This window comes from Ruegeria sp. SAZD013 (genome assembly GCF_059612525.1).
In genome coordinates, this window is sequence record NZ_JBXWQT010000009.1 from 26142 (window position 1) to 42079 (window position 15938).

Sequence of the window (15938 nt, forward strand, 5' to 3'; positions counted from 1 at the left end):
TCAGGATCATGATGCTTTTACCCTGCCCATTCTGCGGCAAGCGAAACGAAAGCGAGTTTATTTTTGGCGGCCCGGTCGGGGCGGAGCGCCCTGACGCCAATGCCGTCAGCGATGAACAATGGGTCGAATATCTGACGGTGACGCCGAACCCATTGGGTCCGGTTGAGGAGAAATGGTGGCACGCGCGCGGATGCGGTGAATGGTTCACGATCTGGCGGGACACACGGACCCATGACATTGTGGAGGCGTCCGATGGCACAAAGTAACCGCCGCGCTTCGGGCGGGCGCATCGACCGAAACCGCCCTTTGCGATTCACATTCAATGGCAAACCCTATGAAGGGTTCGAGGGAGATACGCTGGCTTCAGCCCTGTTGGCAAACGGGGTTCGGGTCACGGCCCGCAGTTTCAAGTATCATCGCCCGCGGGGTATCATGGGGCACGGGCCCGAAGAACCCGCAACACTGGTGGAACTGGATGGCGAAGATGCTTCGGGCAACCGTCCCGCGACAACGGTGCCGCTGCGCGACGGGCTGAGCGCGCGGTCGGTCAATTGCTGGCCCTCGCCCGAGTTCGATCTGGGTGGGATCAATCAGCTTTTGACGCGCTTTATCCCCGCAGGGTTCTACTACAAAACGTTCAAGTGGCCGGACTGGCACCTGTTTGAACCCTCGATCCGTCGGGCCGCAGGGCTGGCGGCGGCCCCAGCCAACCCTCCCGCTGCGGGTCATTTTGAGGCCCGGCACGCCCACGCCGATGTACTGATCGCCGGAGCAGGCCCAGCCGGTCTGCAAGCTGCGCTTGAGGCCGGTCGCGCGGGTAAACGTGTGTTTCTGGCGGATGAGGGCACCGAGGCGGGCGGTAGTCTGCTCAACCGCAATCTTTCGATCGGTGCCTGTCCCGCAATGGACTGGGTCGCGGATGCGGTGGCTGAGCTGCGCGGTATGGACAATGTCACCCATCTGCAAAATGCAACTGTCTGGGCCTATCGCGAACACAATCTGATAATGGTGAACGAACGCGAGCCGGAACAGGACAGTATTCTGGAACGCAGCTGGCGCGTGCGGGCCGGCGAAGTTGTTATTGCTACCGGAGCCACTGAACGCGCCATGGTTTTTGGCGGCAATGACCGGCCCGGTGTGATGTTGGCCTCATCCGTGCAGGCTTACGTCAACCGGTGGGGCGTGACGCCTGGGCAGCGTGTGGTGCTGTTTACCAACAACAACAGTGTTTATGCTGTGGCGGCTGATCTGTCAGCGGCAGGTACGCAGGTTATGGCCATTCTGGACAGCCGCAAGACTGTCCCGTCTGAGGTATTGGATCAGGTTCCGAATGTCCCGGTTCACACTGCAACAGTTGCAAGTGATGTACGTGGTCATAAAAGGGTTCGCGCGGTCAAAGCCGTTCCCATGACCGGAGGAGCAGGTCACTGGATCCATTGTGATGTGCTGGGCTGCTCCGGTGGGTGGAGCCCAACTGTGCACCTGTGGTCGCAATCCCGCAGCACGTTGCGGTTTGATGGGGATCTGGCAGCATTTGTCCCTGATCAGGCGGTTCAGAAGTGCCGCGCGGTGGGGGCAGCGGCAGGAGATCTGACGCTGAACAAGATCGTTGAGGGTGGCGACGATCTGCCTTATGCAATTGAAGCGCTCTGGCGGGTGGATGTTCCGGGCCAGCACGGCAAAGCCTTTTTGGATGTGCAGAACGATGTCTCGGTCAGTGATGTGCATTTGGCCTTGCGCGAAGGCTATGACAATGTCGAACACGTCAAGCGCTATACCACCGGCGGCATGGGGATCGACCAGGGCAAGACCGGCAATATCAACATCATCGGCACCGTTGCGATGCAAAAAGGCGTGCCGCTGCAAGAGGTTGGAACGACCACTTTCCGGTCTCCCTATACGCCTGTTTCCTTTGGTGCGATTGGCGGGTTGCGGGAGGGCTGGGGGCTGTTCCCCTATCGCCATACCCCTGTGACCCAGTGGAACAAGGACAACGGCGCGGTCATGTATGAGGCTGGCGCGCGCTGGCGGCGACCGGGATACTTCCCGAAACCGGGCGAAGGTCTGCAAGAGGCCGTCAATCGCGAATGTCGGGCGGTGCGGGAAGGCGTTGGCATCTATGATGGCTCGCCCCTTGGCACCTTTGAACTGAAGGGTCGGGATGTTCCGCAATTCCTCGATTTCATCTACTCCAACATCATGTCCAGCCTGAAACCGGGCAACGGGCGCTATGGGCTGATGCTGTCGGATGACGGGCTGATCCTGGATGATGGCGTTGCCTTCCGGCTGGACGAACACCGCTGGCTGGTTTCGACCTCGACGGGGCACGCGGATGCGGTCAATCAGCATATGGAAAAGTTGCTGCAAACCGAATTCCCCGGCTGGCAGGTGATGATCACTACAGTCACAAGTCAGTGGAACAACGCCACCATTTGCGGCCCCAAGGCCCGCGAAGTGATGCAGGCGCTGGGTACGGATATCGACCTTTCACCCGAGGCGTTCCCGTTCATGTCCTTCCGCGAAGGTACTGTCGCAGGCTTCCCGGCCCGAGTGGTGCGGGTGAGTTTCACCGGCGAATTGTCCTATGAAGTCAACGTTGCCACCCGCCACATGGCAGCTCTGTGGAATAAGGTGATGGAGGCCGGTGCGCCCTTTGGCATCCTGCCGGTTGGTTCAGAATCCAGCCACGTTTTGCGGGTCGAAAAAGGGTTCCTGTCGCTGGGGCATGAGGTCGACGGCACGGTAGACGCCTATGATCTGGGAATGGGCTGGGCGATGTCGAAGAAAAAGCCGGATTATCTGGGTAAACGCTCGGTCGCGCTACGTCGCGCAGGTGGCGGAACCCGACGCGAGCTGGTCGGTATTCTGGCGGATGATCCAAACCGGCAAATCCCCGAAGGTGCGCCGCTGACGCCCGGTGGCCGGAAAGAGGCTACTGACGGGTTGGTCACCGCCTGCGTCTGGAGCGTGGTGAACAACCGCTGGGTCGGCCTGGCATTGCTGGAGGATGGCCACGCGCGGCAGGGTGAAACGGCTCATGTGCGGCTAAAGGACGATGTGATCCCGGTCACGGTCACGAAACCGGTCTTCCACGACCCCGAGGGCAAGTTGCTTAGGTCCTGAGATGAGTTATGACGTAAAAATAGAACGACGCAGCCTGATGGCCCTATTCGACCTCAAAGGAGCGCCTGACGCGGTTTCGAATTGGGTCGGGGACGCTCTGCCGTTATTGCCGGATCGCCCGAACACCCGCGTGAATAAAGACAACACCGAGCTGTTTTACATCGGTCGTAACCACTGGGTCACCCGGGCCCCGCTGGCACAGGAAGATACGCTGGAGGCAAAGCTGAAGCCAACGGACTGCCCGGCGGATATTAGTATCGTGCGTATCTCGGACACCATGACATTCTTTCGCATTACAGGAACGGATGCGGATCAGGTGATGGCAATTGCCAGTCCGATGGACCTGCATGACAGCGTGTTCGGGCCAGATGCAGTTACCTATACCGAAGTTTTTGGTCTGAAGGCTTTGGTGATGCGGTGTCGGGATGGTATTGAGTTTGCGGTCGAACAGAGTTTTGCGGATATGATTGACGACTTTCTGACCCGCGCAACGGCCTGAGGAGGCAACTGCCATGGCCCGGACACACATCCACAAGTACCAGACGCGCTATCACGCGAAAGCAACCTATTCCAAGGCAATCCGTGCCCGGGGTGATTTTGTTTTCATGCAGGGGCAGGTTGGTACTTTGCTGGATGGAACACTGATTGGCGAAGGCGATCCCGGTGCCCAGGCGGATCAGGCCTGCCGCAATATCCAGCGCTGGATGGAAGAGGCCGGAGGCAGTTTGGCAGATGTCTGCAAGCTGACAGTTTACGTCACCGACATCTCGTACCGCCCTGCCGTTTACGAGGCCATCAATCGATGGTTCGAGGGCGTGCATCACTGCTCGACCGGTGTGGTGGTACAGGGGTTGGCCGACCCGTCGCTGTTGGTTGAGATCGACGCGATGGCTGTCATCGACGATGATGTGGGCGCTACCGGATAGGGATTTCGGCAAATCCCGATATTACGTTGTGTTGGTATTCAGGTCGTGAGAATGTCCGGTCAAACTTGTCCGGTTTTGTCTGCGAATAGTAATGCGGTCGACGCTAACCTCAATTCTTCCGTTCTTTTTGATCATTGCGCTGGGTCTGGCCCTGCGAAAGGGGGAATTCCCAGCACGGATTTCTGGAACCTGAATGACAAGCTTGTCTACTGGGTTCTGATGCCTTGCCTGCTGTTCAGCAAAATCTCTCTGTCCTCTTTGGATAAGTCGGCGCTGGGATTGTACTCGGTTGCCATTCTGGGCGGGTTCGTCGCGGCGCTGTTGTATGCCGTTTTCACTGCCAGCCTGATGGGCTATGCGGCGCCGCAGGCGACCTCGATCCTGCAGGGCAGTGCACGGCACAATTCTTTCATAGGGCTTGCACTGGCGGCGAACCTGTATGGTCCTGCCGCGCTGGATATCGCTATCCTTGCGACCGCCATTCTGGTGCCCACCACCAATATCGTTACGGTTATCCTGATGGTCGGCGCGCTGAAAAGCGACCGGGCCAACAGCCTGCCCGTGGCCATCCTGCGGGAGCTGGCGCGCAATCCTTACGTGATCTCGATCTTTCTGGCGGTCAGCGCCAATCAGGTGATCGGAGATCAGATACCGGTCGTGCATGATGTGACGGATGTTCTGGGGGTCGGGGCATTGCTGATCACTTTGCTTGCGGTCGGGGCGAACCTGCGGGTCTGGCCATGGCGGCCAGAGCATTGCCTCTGGTTCTTGCCATTGCCGGAAAGATGGTTGTCTTCCTTGTGACTGTGCTGGTGATCGGATTGACCGTTGGTTTGCCAAGGGATGTCCTGCAGATCGCCGTAGTCTATTCGGTCATTCCGACCGGGGCGTCGTCGTACGCATTGGCCAAACAACTGGGCGGTGATGCGCCATTGATGGCGGCAATCGTAACCCTGCAGACGTTGATTGCGGCTATCAGTATTCCGGTGTCGCTTGCTTTGCTGTTGCCGCTTATCCCATAGTCGGGCGACTACTGCGCCAGAACACCGTGTGCCCAATGAGCAATATCCAGCAGCCGGGTATCGTCACCTTTTCGGCCGATCAGCTGAAATCCCAGTGGTAACCCGCTCTGATCCGCGCCAAAGGGCAAAGCGATCGAAGGCACCTGCAACAGGTTCCACATCCGCGAATACAGAGGGTTTCCGGTGGCCCCAAGTCCTTCCGGTGCCGGGCCCGGGGCGGATGGCACAAGCAAGGCATCCGTGTCCCGGAACATCTGATCCAGCATTGCTTCTGCCCGATGCCGTACCGCCAATGCTGCGTGATATTCCACATCGCTGACTTCCAAACCGGCGGTGATAAGGTCGTAAAACTGTTGGCTGATCTTCGGCACTCCAACGGCGTGCTCGGCGGCGCGCAGACGGGCGGCCTCGTATCCCATAACGGTGATATGAGCTTGTGTCAGATCTGCGAAGACATGCGGATGAGTAATTTCACCAGTGTCGGCGCCCAAGGCGGCAAGTACGGACAGGGCGCGCGTGCAGGTGTCGCGCATCTCAAGCGAACCATCTTGCCAATAGGGCCCCCGCATCAAACTGATGCGGGGAAGGGCCTCGTCGAAATCTGCCGGGGGCAGCAGATCGGTGCCGCACAGTACAGCATCGCTCAGCGCGAGGTCGCGGGGATCGCGTGCCAGAATGCCCAACGTATCGAGGCTTAGGGACAGACCCATGACACCGGTCAGATCGTAGCGTCCGGTAGTTGGCTTGAAGCCGCAGACCCCGCAATAGGCGGCTGGGCGGATCAGCGAAGCCGCGGTTTGAGATCCAAATCCCAAAGGGGCCATGAAATCAGCCACAGCCGCGGCCGAACCGGATGATGATCCACCTGGTGTATGCGCCGGGTTGGCCGGGTTTGCAGTCTTGCCGGGTCGGAAATAGGCGAATTCGGTGGTTACCGTCTTGCCGATCGGAATGGCACCTGCGTCCAGAAAGGCCTGCACACAGGTCGCGTTCCGATCAGGGCGGCGATCCGAATAAAGGTCGCTACCCCAACCGGTCGGCATGTCATCGGTGTCGATGATGTCCTTGATCACAAATGGCACGCCATGGAGCGGTCCGCCAACGGGGAGTGCGTCGGCAGATCTTGCACGCTCCATGGCGCGCTCGGCATCGAGGGTCTGAAAAGCCCCGATGACGGGTTCACGGTTTTCGATCCGGTCCAGATGATCCGCCATCACTTCGGATGGTTTCACCTCGCCAGCCCGGATCATTGCAGCCAGTGCGTGGGCGGAGTGATGGTTCAGCTGCGTCATGCCTCCAGCGCTTTCAGGGCGTCGGCAAAAGGCGTGACAGGCATGTCATAGATGCCTCCGCCCAGGCGTCCGGCTTCGCCCAGCCGGTCAAGAATGCCCAGGCCGATCACGGGCCCTGAACCCTGTTCTACTGCGCCGCGCGCGGTGCTTCCCAATTGAACATCCAATGCGCGGAAATAGGGATGCGCCCCGACCGACAGGCCGGACATGCGTGCCTGCGCATCTTCGGGCAGATAAGCCCCCAGACCCTTTTTCTGCTCCGGGCTCAGATCGATGGCCATGGCCCCCAACCCGAAGGCTTCGACGACGGCGCTGTCACCGATAGCACCAAGCGCCCGCTCCTGTGGCAGGTCTACCTCAAACGTCCCTTTGGGCGGGCTGGCCGGGATTGTGAACCACTGGCCCGGCAGACCGGAGATCTGAATGCCTGTTTCGCGCCCATTGCCACCTGCCGCGGTGACGAAGCTGGAGCCGTCAATCCCTTCGGCCAGTTTCATCATACATTTAGTTGCCGCCATCCACAGGTTCAGAAACAGCGAAGGTGAGCTATCCATAAAAGCCAGCACATCGTCATCCGTGATCACGCCCGGCGTGCGATCCTTGAGTTCGGCAATCAGCGCCTGCGCGGCTACAGATGTGCGCCCGTGGCAATCATCCCCACCCGTCAGGCCGATCACGGCGAGTGGGACCAGAGCAATCCCTTCAGCGATCCCTTTCTCCAGCACGTCTAGAAACCGGGTATTGAGCCATTGGATATGGTCCAGCACCGCCTTGGACCGCAGTCCAAGCCGCATTGCCGGACGGCTACCCCCATTGATCGGCGCATAAACCTGCTGCCGACCGCGCCACGCGTCATAAACCGTGTGCAGCGGCATATCCGCCGAGACCACGGCGGCCAGCGGCGTCACCACATTATGATCCTGTGCAGGTCTCAGGAGGATTTCACCTGCGTCGATCATCCCCTCGGCCTGATCGAAATCCTTCGCAAGCCCCTGCCAGACAGCAGCGACGCAGGCAGAATTCAGGATCGGTGCAGTAATCTGATCGAAGCTGGCAAAGGCGGGGCCTGCGTGCAGCAGAACGTTCTCGTCCAAACCCAGCGCATCAGACGCGGTATTGAACCGGTTCCAGACCGGTTGGGTCACCATGGCCTTGTCAAAGGCCAGCTGATCTGCGGCGTGCAGCATCACGTATCCTCCGGCGGGATGATCCATGTTTCCGAGAAATACAGGAATGCCGTCGTCGTCTCATATCCGGCCTGCACCCGTGTACCCAGTTTGCCCGGCAAAGCATGGCCATTGACAATGATCTGCGCCGAATGGGCAGGCACCAGCAGCGAGAACATGTTCTGCTCGCCCGAGGCGACCTCATGCGGCGACAGTTCCAACGCGCGGGGTGGTTCGAACCCTTCCCAGACCAGCTCAACGGTCAGGTTCACGCCTACGATGGTCTCGGTGTAGCGATGGCTCATCGGATCGCCTGAGGAACGCACAACCTGCGCGCCAATCTCGGGCAGGGTGGCGAAAGCAGGGGCGTTGGCGAAAGCGGCCAGTTTGCTGATGAAGTTGGTCTTCAGAAAAGCCGTGAGATCAGGATTGTCGCTGAGAATTACGTTCGGAGCCTCAGGTGGTCCTTCCACCTGATCCGGGGTTCCGTAAAGCAAGAGCACCTGACCTTGGCCGACCGGAGACCATGCCACGCGAAAGAACAGCGCCATGGCTGAGAAGTTGTCAATGTCGTCTTTGAGCAGGATGCCCGGGTTTTCGCCTGTCCAGTCGACGATGCCGGGTGTGATGGGTTCGTTCAAAGGCATCACAGATATTCCTGCGGGGTTACCCAGGTTTCCGAGAAGGCGAGGAAGGCCGTCGACATGGTGCGGCCAAAGAACTGGCGGCTAGCGACCTGACCGGGCAGGCGGGTGCCGTTGATGACAACCTGCGCCGCCTTGGCCTCCAAAAATACCGAATACATTTCATGCGCTTTAGTAGCCGAGTTCTCCTTGGTCACCTCTACCGGCAATGGTGGACCCATGTCCTGCCAGATCATCTCGACCGTAACGCCCGAGCCGCGCAGGGTTTCGGAGTATCGGGACTTCAGATCGCGGGGGCGCTTTTCGACGCTGTCGCAGTCCAGCCAGCTCATCGCGCCGAGACCCGCCTTGCCAATGAAGGTCGGCATCTTTGTCACCCATCCATCGACGATCCAGCGCATCATCCGCTGGTTATCGGTCATGACCAGGTTTGGCACACGCGGCCAGCCCTGCGCCTGATCGGGCGCCCCGAGGATCAGTGCTGCGTGTCCACGACCATAAGGTGACAGAACCACCCGAAAGAAAAGCGCCAGCGTGTCATAGTGATCCTGGTCGGGGTCCTGTTTCAGATAGATGCCCGGGTTTTCACCGGACCAGTCCACTCGGCCGGGGTTATGGGGGATGCGCGCTGTCATGACCAGCTCGCTTCATACTCTTTCAGCGCATCAACGATGAACGACTTGCGAGCCTCACCCTGCAGGTGGTCACCGGATTTGTAGATTTCAGCTACCTGATGCGAGATCTCTTTGAGTACTGCCCCGTCGTCCCGCCCCACCTGCAATGGAATGCGCAGCATGGTGTCACCAGCATATGTCGGTATCACCTTGCCGGCGAAATTGTCAGAGGGTTGAGGCGGTCTTTCGCCACTCTTCAGAGCGCGAATGGCGTTGCGCAGCAGGCGACGCGCTTTGGCCACGCCCCGGTCGGTAAAGCTGAGGTTTTCGCGGGCGTGGATATTCTTGGGCCCCTGACTGACCCAGGCGTCATAGTCCCCCGGATCGCGTTGCCGCATCTCATACGGTCGGTCGGGATCCTGGCCGTAGAAATCGGTCATTCCAAAACCCACCTTGCTTTTATCAGTCAGACCCTTTGGATCGTCATTCGCCACAGCATCCCGGAAATGCCGCCAGGCGATGACCATCGTGTTGGTGTCGTCAATTGGAGTAATCCAGCGCGACAGCCCGCAGCGTCCAAAATAGCGCGGCCCATCCGGCACCGGGAAATGACCGCCGTTCTGGGTGAACGAGGGCAACATATGATCATGGATGCGGACCCAGACGATATCCTCCACACGCCGGACATTCGTGTAGAAATCGCCGGTCTGGCTTTCGTGAAACTCGATCATCGGCATTTCGGCAAAGGCGTCGATGAACTGGCTGCGCACAGCCAGAGTGTGCAGGTAGACCACATGGAACGGATCCCAGGCATTCTCCATCACTTGCAGCCAGTTGCAGGGGGACTTGATGAGATAGGGCACCAACTCGTCACCTTCGTCATCGAAGGTATCCATGACCGGGAAGGGGGGCTGCGCGACGGCCGGACCCATATAGGCAAAGGCCAACCCTTTGTATTCGATCACCGGATACGCCCCCAGGCAAGCCTTTTTCTTGACCTGAGAGGCAGGTGGTTCACACGGGGTTTCCAGAATGGTGCCGTCAAGTCCGTATTTCCAGCCGTGATAGGAACACCTGATGCCGCCTTCCTCTACAATGCCAAACTCAAGGCTCATATTGCGGTGGCAGCAATGCAGATGGGTCAGGCCTAGCTTGCCTTCTTTTTTTTCGCGAAACAGAACCAGATCTTCGCCCAGAATGCGCAGACGATAGGGCAGGTCGCCGATCTGGTCAGTCATCGCCACCGGCATCCAGAACCGGCGCAGATATTCGCCGCATGGCGTGCCGGGGCCGACTTCAGTCATCTCCGGGTCGGGCTCTTGTTGCCAAACGCTCTGCTGGTCGTGACCGCGGAAATTGCCCTCGGGGGTTGAGAAATGATCGTTCATGGCATCCTCCGTGCGTATCGGTGGTCAGGGGAATGGATCGGGGACTGGCGCGGTGCCGGTCCATATCGATTTGACCTGACAGAAATCCTTGATGGCGTTCGGGCCAAGTTCACGCCCATAGCCCGACAGCTTGATCCCGCCGATGGGGCTGGCAGGGTCTACGCTGCGATAGTGGTTGATGTAGACCGTGCCTGCCGCAATAGCCCCGGCGATACGCGCGCCCTTGTCGGCATCGGTCGTCCACACCCCTGCAGCCAGCCCATAGTCGCTGTCATTGGCCAGCGCGATGGCTTCGTCTTCGGTAGTGAATGAGGTTACGGCAAGAACCGGGCCGAACACTTCTTCACGCCAAAGCTGCATGTCGGGGCTTACATTGTCGAACACCGTCGGCCCGATATGGAATCCGTTCCGACCCGCTGCCGTAGCGGTTCCATCCAGCAGGCAGGCTGCGCCATCGGCCTTGGCACGTTCGATCATCGCCGTCACCTTGCGCAGATGCGGCTCGTTGGCCAGTGGTGCGATCTGAGTGTCTGGGTCCATCGGGTCACCCATCCTAAGCGCTCGCGCCCGGTCGACCAGGCGTGATACCAGCTTGTCTTTCAACCCGGCCTCAACAATCAGCCTTGAACCGGCGACGCAGGTTTGACCGTTCGACAGGAAGATGCCGGACAGGATTCCGTTGACCACATTGTCCAGATCGCAGTCGGCAAAGACCACCTGCGGAGACTTTCCACCCAGCTCCAGCACCGCAGGGATTACTCCGGCTGAGGCAGCCTCGGCCACTTTACGACCGCCAAAATCCGAGCCGGTAAAAGTGACCTTGCGCGTCAGGGGGTGACGAACCAACGCCTCGCCCACTTCGTGACCCAGTCCGGTGACCACGTTTAACACCCCGGGCGGCAGTCCTGCTTCGTGCGCCAGCCGTGCGAATTCCAGAGTCGAGGCCGAGGCCATTTCAGAAGGTTTCACAACCACCGTATTGCCCGCCGCCAATGCCGGTGCCAGCTTCCAGGCAAGGATCATCAACGGAGAGTTCCATGGCGTGATGGCGACCACGACGCCATAGGGCAAATGGTACCCAACGCTCTGCACGCCTGGGACGTTGTTGGCTTGCGGTTCGGGTTGTAGTTTGCGCGCCTCTGCCGCGAAATACCTGAACCAGCTGTGCAGCCCGGAAAATTGTCCGCGCACCTCGGCTATGCGCTTTCCGTTGTCGCGGATTTCAGGCGTTACAAGCTCTTCCCAGCAGGTTTCCAAGATGTCTGCCAATCGGTCGAGCGCATCCGACCTCTCTGGCGGCCCCGACTTTGCCCATGGCCCGTTCCGGAAAGCATGATCGGCATCCCGGATAGCCTGATCGGCGGTTTGAGCGTCGCAACGGGCGACCTTGCACCAGACCTGACCAGTGGCGGGGTCGACGCTGGGCAGGGTTTCACCATCCCAATCAACAAAGGCACCGGAAATGAACGGAGAGCAGGTTTTCATTCAACGTCCCTCGGGCACGGGTTGGGCAACCAGCGCCAGCAAATCGCCCCGGCGTACAATGCCGCGATTGCCATGGGCCAGAACATGGCCCGTTGCGGGAAAGGTAAGCTTGACAGCTGCGCGTTCCGGTTCGGTCGGAAAGTGCAGAGTACCCGCCAGATCACCTTTGATTACCTGTTGCCCGGCAGCGCAGCGGCGGTCGAACAGGCCATCCGCAGGCGCATGGATCGAATGCAGCGGATCGGCGACTTCCACACATTGCGCCGGTGCTGGGGCAGGAGAGCCGCCCGGCAGAATGCCCAGATGTTTCAGGCAGCGTATCAGCCCGGCTTCAGCAAGGTCAGTGGCATGAGGATCGACACCCCCTCCGCCACTAAGTTCTGCTGCGATCATCGGAACTCCGGCGCGGGCAGCGGCAGCATTCACCGAGCGGTTGTCGTTATGCACGCCCAGTACCCAGATCAGCGGAAGCCCAAAGGCGCGGGCCAAATCCATGTTGGCTGCGGTCAGGTCTGTGTCATCCCCCCTTGCCGCCAGTGCGCAAGGATCGAAAACGGACGCCTTACCACCTGAGTGCAGGTCTATGGCTGCGTCAACGCGGTGCAGCAGTACGGTTTCGACAAAATGCGCCAGCATGGCCGTCGGGCCACCATCCGCATCGCCCGGAAAAGCGCGGTTCAGGTTCTGACCATCCAATGGCGAAACCCGCGACGAAGCCTGAAAGGCGGGCGCGTTCAGGGCCGGGATCAGGATCACCTGCCCGGAGAGTTCGGCAGGGTTCAGCCGTTCCGCCAGACGCAGGATTGCTGAGGGCCCTTCGAATTCGTCCCCATGTGTGCCGCCCAGAATCAGGACAGACGGCCCCGGTTTGCCCCGCAGGCTGATGATCGGGATGGGATGGTATCCCAGCGGTACGGTATTGTCGGACCATTTCAGCATAAGATCGCCAACCTGCCGACCCGGCGCATCCAGATTAATGGTCAGGTGAAGCCTGCTGGGTTGGGGTGAAAGCGTGTGGGTCATCCGGGTTCTTCTACTGGGCTGCGACTTTCATAACATAATTTTTTTGAAAGTGAATTGTCTAAAATTATATGTTGTGTGATATATGTATGAAATTGCCATTGCCGTCACTGGCGGCGCCGGAGGATTTGGATGGTCATAGCCCGTGCTAAAGCTGGAATAGACAGGATCAAACCTCATATGATGGGTGCGGCGTCCATGGACGTTCCGCCGCCTGCGATCCTTCTGAACTCGAATGAAAGTGTGTTTGGTCCCAGCCCGACGGCCCGCTCCGCCGCCTGTGCGGCCATCAGCAGTGTCGAACGCTATGTTGAAAACCCCGATCACATTCTGGCCCCAGCAATCGCCGAGAAATTTGGGCTGGACGCCGCACGGATCACCACCGGGCAGGGATCGGACGATCTGCTGGCCCGCCTGGCCCGCGCCTATCTGGGGCAGGGCACCGAGTTGATCCGCAGCGCAAACGGCTATCTCAAAGTACCGAACTACGCCTATGCCAATGACGCCGAGGTGGTGTCGGTCGCGGACGATGCCTTCAAACCCTCAGTCGACCGAATGATCGAGGCGGTGACTAAACGTACCCGGATCGTTTACCTTGCCAATCCCGAAAACCCGGCAGGTACATATCTGAACGGATCAGAGCTGCGCCGTCTTCATGCTGCGTTGCCTGAAAATGTGCTTCTGATCATTGATGCCGCCTACGAGGAATATGTCGATGCGGTGGATTATGAGCCTGCGCACAAGCAGGTGGAGGCTGCGGACAATGTTGTCATGTGCCGGACGTTTTCAAAGATTTTCGGACTGGCGGGCGCACGCGTCGGCTGGATGTTCGGGCCTGAGGATGTGGTCGACAGCGTGCGCCGGATCAGTCTGACCTTTCCCGTGGCGTCTTCTTCGGTTGCGGCAGCAGTTGCAGCACTGGAAGACACTGTGCACACCCGTTTTGTGCGAGAGACCAACCTGAATAATCGAAAATGGCTTTCGACCGCACTAACGGAACTGGGCCTGTATGTGGTTCCAAGCCAGACCAACTTTGTGCTGGTTCAGTTTCCAGATCCCAGGAAATCTGCCGAAGCGGTGGATCGGTTCTTGCGGCAGCGCGGCGTTGCCGTCCGCCGGTTCGCCTCGCCCGCCTATCGCGACTATATCCGCATTACCATTGGCTACCGCCATGAATTGCAGGCGGCACGGGACGGGATCGCTGCGTTTCTGGCCGGAGGTGCCTGATGGTCGCGTCCCCTCAACCAGCAGAAGATGCTCCGCAGGTCGCGCATCCATCCGGCGCCGCAATCATAGCCGCAATCAAGGTGGCGGGTGTTCGTGAAATAGTTGCGCTGCCGGATATTGTTACCAGTGATGGACTTCTCTGGCCGATCTCACGCGATCCCGTATTTCGCCTGACCCGTATCTGTAAAGAAGATGAGGGCGTCAGTATTTGCGGGGCGATGTCATACAACGGTACGCGGGCGGTCTTGATGATGCAGCAAACCGGGTTGATGGATTCCCTGAATGCGATCCGGGCCATTGGCGTCGACTATGAACTGCCGGTGGTCATGATGGTTGGACTGCAAGGCAAGGAGCCACATATGCACCCGGATCAGTCAGCCTCTTACGGGGTGCGGATCGTCCGGCCGGTGCTGGACGCTATGGAGCTGTCACATTCCCTGATCGAGGAACCGGGAGATGAAGACCATATCCCGCAGGCGATCGAAGCGGCCTATGCGGCCTCAAGACCTCATATTTTCCTGATTGGCCGCGCACCGGAGGCGCCATGACAATGCACCGCGATGCCGCGTTGAAAGCCCTGATCCCTCATGTCCGCGAGGAGGACATCGTGGTCGCCGTGTATCAAAACTGTTTCGACTGGCTTGCCCTAAACCCGCGCGATCTGAACTATGTGGCTGTCGGCGCAATGGGACAGGCATCCTCTCATGGTTTGGGTCTGGCACTGGCCAATCCTGATCGGCGTGTGATCGTGCTGGATGGCGACGGCAGCCTGCTGATGAATCTGGGAACTTTGGTGACGATTGCCAATGCGGGAGTGACAAACCTTTACCATTTCCTTTCGGCCAACCGCGTCTATGAGGTGAACGGCTCGCACCCTTTGCCCGGCGCGGACAGAGTGGAATTTACTGCTATGGCATGGGCCGCCGGTTATGCCGGAGTGCAGCGATTTACCACGCTGGATCAGTTTTCTGCGGCGCTGCCGCAGGTGCTGTCATCCAACGGTCCACAGTTTGTTTCTATGGAACTAACGGCAGGTGCCCCCTATCCGCGGGACTACACGTATATTCACAGCGCACAGGCGCGTGCCAGTTTCCGCGAGGCGCTTAATCGCCGTTGATCTGAGATTGCACGATCTTTAGAAAGGATTGCCCGACGGCAGACAGGGGCTTGTTTTTGGACCAGAACAGAACTGCCCGAAAGGTCAGAGGTGCCGCAAAGGGCAGGGCGACACAGTCAGGAATTGTTCTGAGGTAATCCAGGCTGGCCCCGACAACCGAGACGCCCAACCCACGCGCAACAAGACGGCATACTGCGTCGGTAGTGCGCGTCTCATACTGCATCTGCCGTTGAATGCCTTTTGCCTCGAAAAACTGATCCATCTCGAACCGGAACCGCGATGAAGGCATGTATGAGATAAAATTCTCACCAGCCAGATCCTGCGCCTGTACAAGGGTTTTCCCGGCCAGAGGGTGACCAGTTGGAACGACGCAGCACACATCGCTGTTCCGGATAACCAGACTATCAAAGGACGGGTTGGCGGGTTCGGTCGTCGTGACCCCGAAATCGTAATTCTGCGAGACCATCCATTCGACCGCATCGTCGCTGGGCGCGATTTCCATCCGGGCCATGGCCTGCGGCCAGGTGGCGGCGAATTCCTGAATCAGATCGGGGGCCAGTTGGGACGACACCCCCGGGGTGATCACAAGGCTAAGCCGCGCGTGGCCGAATTTCCCGATGGCAGTCGCAGATTCCTTGATGTGTTCCATGCCGCTGACGGCCTGCCGCACCTCTTCCACCAGCAGACGGGCCTCATCCGTGGGCACCAGCACCCGGCCCGAGCGTTGAAACAACCGAAATCCAACTTCGGCCTCAAAGTCCGAAATCAGGCGACTGACCGCGGGCTGTGAGATACCCAGCATCGCCGCCGCCTCGGTCACGGTTCCGGTCGAAACCACGGTTCGAAAAGCGTCAACCTGTTTGAAAGTGATCTTCATGCGGGGACTAGGCCTGATTGAGATTTACGGTCGGATT

At 59.2% G+C, this 15938-nt stretch carries 17 protein-coding genes; 9 read left to right on the forward strand and 8 right to left on the reverse strand.

Annotated elements, in window-relative coordinates:
* Positions 1–8: 8 nt before the first annotated feature.
* From AC2FLU_RS00955 to AC2FLU_RS00980, 6 genes are read left to right on the forward strand one after another with little or no spacing between them, the layout of a single operon-like run.
* Complete coding sequence (locus AC2FLU_RS00955) at positions 9–266, forward strand: sarcosine oxidase subunit delta (protein WP_480496286.1); 258 nt, start codon at positions 9–11, stop codon at positions 264–266.
* A complete protein-coding gene (locus AC2FLU_RS00960) occupies positions 253–3123 on the forward strand; it encodes a 2Fe-2S iron-sulfur cluster-binding protein (protein WP_496809272.1) in 2871 nt (956 codons plus the stop codon). Before AC2FLU_RS00955 ends, AC2FLU_RS00960 begins: the two co-directional genes overlap by 14 nt.
* Position 3124: 1 nt before the next feature.
* Positions 3125–3622: a sarcosine oxidase subunit gamma family protein gene (locus AC2FLU_RS00965; RefSeq protein ID WP_496809273.1), complete on the forward strand. Its 498-nt coding sequence runs from the start codon at positions 3125–3127 to the stop codon at positions 3620–3622.
* A gap of 13 nt (positions 3623–3635) precedes the next feature.
* Positions 3636–4049, forward strand: a complete 414-nt coding sequence (locus tag AC2FLU_RS00970; RefSeq protein WP_480555228.1) for a RidA family protein — start codon at positions 3636–3638, stop codon at positions 4047–4049.
* 51 nt (positions 4050–4100) lie between these two features.
* Complete coding sequence (locus AC2FLU_RS00975) at positions 4101–4853, forward strand: AEC family transporter (RefSeq protein WP_496811763.1); 753 nt, start codon at positions 4101–4103, stop codon at positions 4851–4853.
* Positions 4835–5071 carry an AEC family transporter gene (locus AC2FLU_RS00980; RefSeq protein ID WP_480520656.1) on the forward strand — a complete coding sequence of 79 codons (237 nt, stop codon included), beginning with the start codon at positions 4835–4837 and terminating at the stop codon, positions 5069–5071. The genes AC2FLU_RS00975 and AC2FLU_RS00980 overlap by 19 nt, the downstream gene beginning before the upstream one ends.
* Positions 5072–5079: 8 nt before the next feature.
* Here the strand turns inward: AC2FLU_RS00980 and AC2FLU_RS00985 are convergent, their stop codons facing one another.
* From AC2FLU_RS00985 to AC2FLU_RS01015, 7 genes are read right to left on the reverse strand one after another with little or no spacing between them, the layout of a single operon-like run.
* Positions 5080–6363 carry an amidase gene (locus AC2FLU_RS00985; protein WP_480520654.1) on the reverse strand — a complete coding sequence of 428 codons (1284 nt, stop codon included), beginning with the start codon at positions 6361–6363 and terminating at the stop codon, positions 5080–5082.
* On the reverse strand, positions 6360–7550 hold the full coding sequence (locus AC2FLU_RS00990; protein ID WP_496715901.1) for a YlbE family protein: 1191 nt from the start codon (positions 7548–7550) through the stop codon (positions 6360–6362). Before AC2FLU_RS00990 ends, AC2FLU_RS00985 begins: the two co-directional genes overlap by 4 nt.
* The gene (locus tag AC2FLU_RS00995; protein WP_496715899.1) at positions 7550–8176 is read right to left on the reverse strand and encodes a hypothetical protein; all 627 of its coding nucleotides are present in this window, start codon (positions 8174–8176) and stop codon (positions 7550–7552) included. Before AC2FLU_RS00995 ends, AC2FLU_RS00990 begins: the two co-directional genes overlap by 1 nt.
* A complete protein-coding gene (locus AC2FLU_RS01000) occupies positions 8176–8808 on the reverse strand; it encodes a hypothetical protein (RefSeq protein ID WP_496809275.1) in 633 nt (210 codons plus the stop codon). Before AC2FLU_RS01000 ends, AC2FLU_RS00995 begins: the two co-directional genes overlap by 1 nt.
* Positions 8805–10175 (reverse strand): Rieske 2Fe-2S domain-containing protein, encoded by a 1371-nt coding sequence (locus tag AC2FLU_RS01005; RefSeq protein WP_480520646.1) that lies wholly within the window; start codon positions 10173–10175, stop codon positions 8805–8807. Before AC2FLU_RS01005 ends, AC2FLU_RS01000 begins: the two co-directional genes overlap by 4 nt.
* A 24-nt stretch (positions 10176–10199) precedes the next feature.
* Entirely contained in the window at positions 10200–11660 is a 1461-nt protein-coding gene (locus tag AC2FLU_RS01010; protein WP_496715896.1) for an aldehyde dehydrogenase, read from the reverse strand.
* Positions 11661–12683 (reverse strand): succinylglutamate desuccinylase/aspartoacylase family protein, encoded by a 1023-nt coding sequence (locus tag AC2FLU_RS01015; protein ID WP_496715895.1) that lies wholly within the window; start codon positions 12681–12683, stop codon positions 11661–11663.
* A gap of 129 nt (positions 12684–12812) precedes the next feature.
* Here AC2FLU_RS01015 and AC2FLU_RS01020 point away from each other — a divergent pair, with 129 nt between their 5' ends.
* From AC2FLU_RS01020 to AC2FLU_RS01030, 3 genes are read left to right on the forward strand one after another with little or no spacing between them, the layout of a single operon-like run.
* A complete protein-coding gene (locus AC2FLU_RS01020; RefSeq protein WP_496809276.1) occupies positions 12813–13907 on the forward strand; it encodes a pyridoxal phosphate-dependent aminotransferase in 1095 nt (364 codons plus the stop codon).
* The gene (locus AC2FLU_RS01025; RefSeq protein WP_480477985.1) at positions 13907–14455 is read left to right on the forward strand and encodes a decarboxylase; all 549 of its coding nucleotides are present in this window, start codon (positions 13907–13909) and stop codon (positions 14453–14455) included. The genes AC2FLU_RS01020 and AC2FLU_RS01025 overlap by 1 nt, the downstream gene beginning before the upstream one ends.
* On the forward strand, positions 14452–15024 hold the full coding sequence (locus AC2FLU_RS01030; RefSeq protein WP_496715892.1) for a thiamine pyrophosphate-dependent enzyme: 573 nt from the start codon (positions 14452–14454) through the stop codon (positions 15022–15024). Before AC2FLU_RS01025 ends, AC2FLU_RS01030 begins: the two co-directional genes overlap by 4 nt.
* Here the strand turns inward: AC2FLU_RS01030 and AC2FLU_RS01035 are convergent.
* Positions 15011–15901, reverse strand: coding sequence for a LysR substrate-binding domain-containing protein (locus AC2FLU_RS01035; protein WP_480520636.1), 891 nt, complete (start codon positions 15899–15901; stop codon positions 15011–15013). The genes AC2FLU_RS01030 and AC2FLU_RS01035 overlap by 14 nt on opposite strands.
* Positions 15902–15938: the final 37 nt, after the last annotated feature.

Coding starts and splice junctions, on each gene's coding strand:
- AC2FLU_RS01015 (WP_496715895.1), bottom strand. CDS start 12,683: ATGACCCACACGCTTTCACCCCAACCCAGCAGGCTTCACCTGACCATT.
- AC2FLU_RS00955 (WP_480496286.1), top strand. CDS start 9: ATGATGCTTTTACCCTGCCCATTCTGCGGCAAGCGAAACGAAAGCGAG.
- AC2FLU_RS00975 (WP_496811763.1), top strand. CDS start 4,101: ATGTCCGGTCAAACTTGTCCGGTTTTGTCTGCGAATAGTAATGCGGTC.
- AC2FLU_RS01005 (WP_480520646.1), bottom strand. CDS start 10,175: ATGAACGATCATTTCTCAACCCCCGAGGGCAATTTCCGCGGTCACGAC.
- AC2FLU_RS00985 (WP_480520654.1), bottom strand. CDS start 6,363: ATGACGCAGCTGAACCATCACTCCGCCCACGCACTGGCTGCAATGATC.
- AC2FLU_RS01035 (WP_480520636.1), bottom strand. CDS start 15,901: ATGAAGATCACTTTCAAACAGGTTGACGCTTTTCGAACCGTGGTTTCG.
- AC2FLU_RS01030 (WP_496715892.1), top strand. CDS start 14,452: ATGACAATGCACCGCGATGCCGCGTTGAAAGCCCTGATCCCTCATGTC.
- AC2FLU_RS01010 (WP_496715896.1), bottom strand. CDS start 11,660: ATGAAAACCTGCTCTCCGTTCATTTCCGGTGCCTTTGTTGATTGGGAT.
- AC2FLU_RS01020 (WP_496809276.1), top strand. CDS start 12,813: ATGGTCATAGCCCGTGCTAAAGCTGGAATAGACAGGATCAAACCTCAT.
- AC2FLU_RS00995 (WP_496715899.1), bottom strand. CDS start 8,176: ATGCCTTTGAACGAACCCATCACACCCGGCATCGTCGACTGGACAGGC.
- AC2FLU_RS00965 (WP_496809273.1), top strand. CDS start 3,125: ATGAGTTATGACGTAAAAATAGAACGACGCAGCCTGATGGCCCTATTC.
- AC2FLU_RS01025 (WP_480477985.1), top strand. CDS start 13,907: ATGGTCGCGTCCCCTCAACCAGCAGAAGATGCTCCGCAGGTCGCGCAT.
- AC2FLU_RS00960 (WP_496809272.1), top strand. CDS start 253: ATGGCACAAAGTAACCGCCGCGCTTCGGGCGGGCGCATCGACCGAAAC.
- AC2FLU_RS01000 (WP_496809275.1), bottom strand. CDS start 8,808: ATGACAGCGCGCATCCCCCATAACCCCGGCCGAGTGGACTGGTCCGGT.
- AC2FLU_RS00980 (WP_480520656.1), top strand. CDS start 4,835: ATGGTTGTCTTCCTTGTGACTGTGCTGGTGATCGGATTGACCGTTGGT.
- AC2FLU_RS00970 (WP_480555228.1), top strand. CDS start 3,636: ATGGCCCGGACACACATCCACAAGTACCAGACGCGCTATCACGCGAAA.
- AC2FLU_RS00990 (WP_496715901.1), bottom strand. CDS start 7,550: ATGCTGCACGCCGCAGATCAGCTGGCCTTTGACAAGGCCATGGTGACC.